Annotated in this window: 1 protein-coding gene; it reads right to left on the reverse strand. The window is 78.4% G+C overall.

Annotated elements, in window-relative coordinates; genetic code table 11:
* Positions 1–105 precede the first annotated feature (105 nt).
* Positions 106–908, reverse strand: an 803-nt coding sequence (locus tag ACFWWQ_RS26355) for a hypothetical protein (RefSeq protein WP_384600917.1), incomplete at its 5' end; no start/stop codon positions are given.

Below are 908 nucleotides of genomic sequence, written 5' to 3' on the forward strand. Positions count from 1 at the left end.
TGACGGGCGGGCCACGGGCCGGGCGGGCCGCCGCCCCCGGCCCGCCCGTCAGGCGCCCGCTCCCCCGTCAGGCGCCCGCCCCGCCGTCAGGCGCCCGTCCCGCCCTCACCCATGCGGGACGAACGTGTTGAGCGCCGCCCGGAGCGTCGTCTCCTGCTGCGGCCAGTCCGTGGCGGGGCCGCGGACCAGCACCGCGAACTGGCGCCCGTCGTCCGTGCTGAACGCGCAGTCCACCACCTGCACCCGCTCGCCCAGCTGCGCGCTGTCGTAGGCGTAGATCAGCTTGGCGGCGTCCGGGGAGGGCGCGCCGTCGCCGAACGCGCCGCGCTCGATCTCCGTGTAGCCGGGGTTGCCCGCCAGGTTCTTCGCGGCGGTCGCGAGGGAGTGCCGGGGCGTCTCGTCCGGCTCGCGGATCTCGAAGACCTGCACCAGCCCGCGCTCGTCCGGCGACGTGTAGAACTCACCGTCCGTGCGGGAGTCGTGCTGCCAGTCCTCCGGTACGGCGAGGGTGAAGTCCTTGTCGGTGTTGTGGACGAGGTGGAAGCCCGCGGGGAGGCCGGTGCCGGTCGGCGTCGGCTCCATGGGCTCCGTGGGCAGCTCCGGGTACGACGCCCGGCCGCTGGCCGTCGAGGTGTGCGGGGCGGGTTTCGGGGCGGGCGCGCCACCCTGGCCCCACAGCAGCCAGCCGCCGCCGAAGCCCAGCCCGATGACGGCGACCGCGGCGCCCGCCGCGAGCGCGGCGGTACGGCGCGAGGACCGGCGCCCGGCGACCGTCGGCCGCTCGTCCCACGCCACGCTCCCCGGGAGCGCGTCCAGCGCGGCCTGATCGGCGTACGGGGCGGGCGCGGCCGGGGGCGCGGCGGGTGCGGCGGCAGGAGGGGCCGGGGCGGCGGCGTCCGGGGCGGGGG

Origin of the sequence: Streptomyces sp. NPDC059080 (assembly GCF_042739975.1) — a bacterium.
Lineage (GTDB): Bacteria > Actinomycetota > Actinomycetes > Streptomycetales > Streptomycetaceae > Streptomyces > Streptomyces benahoarensis.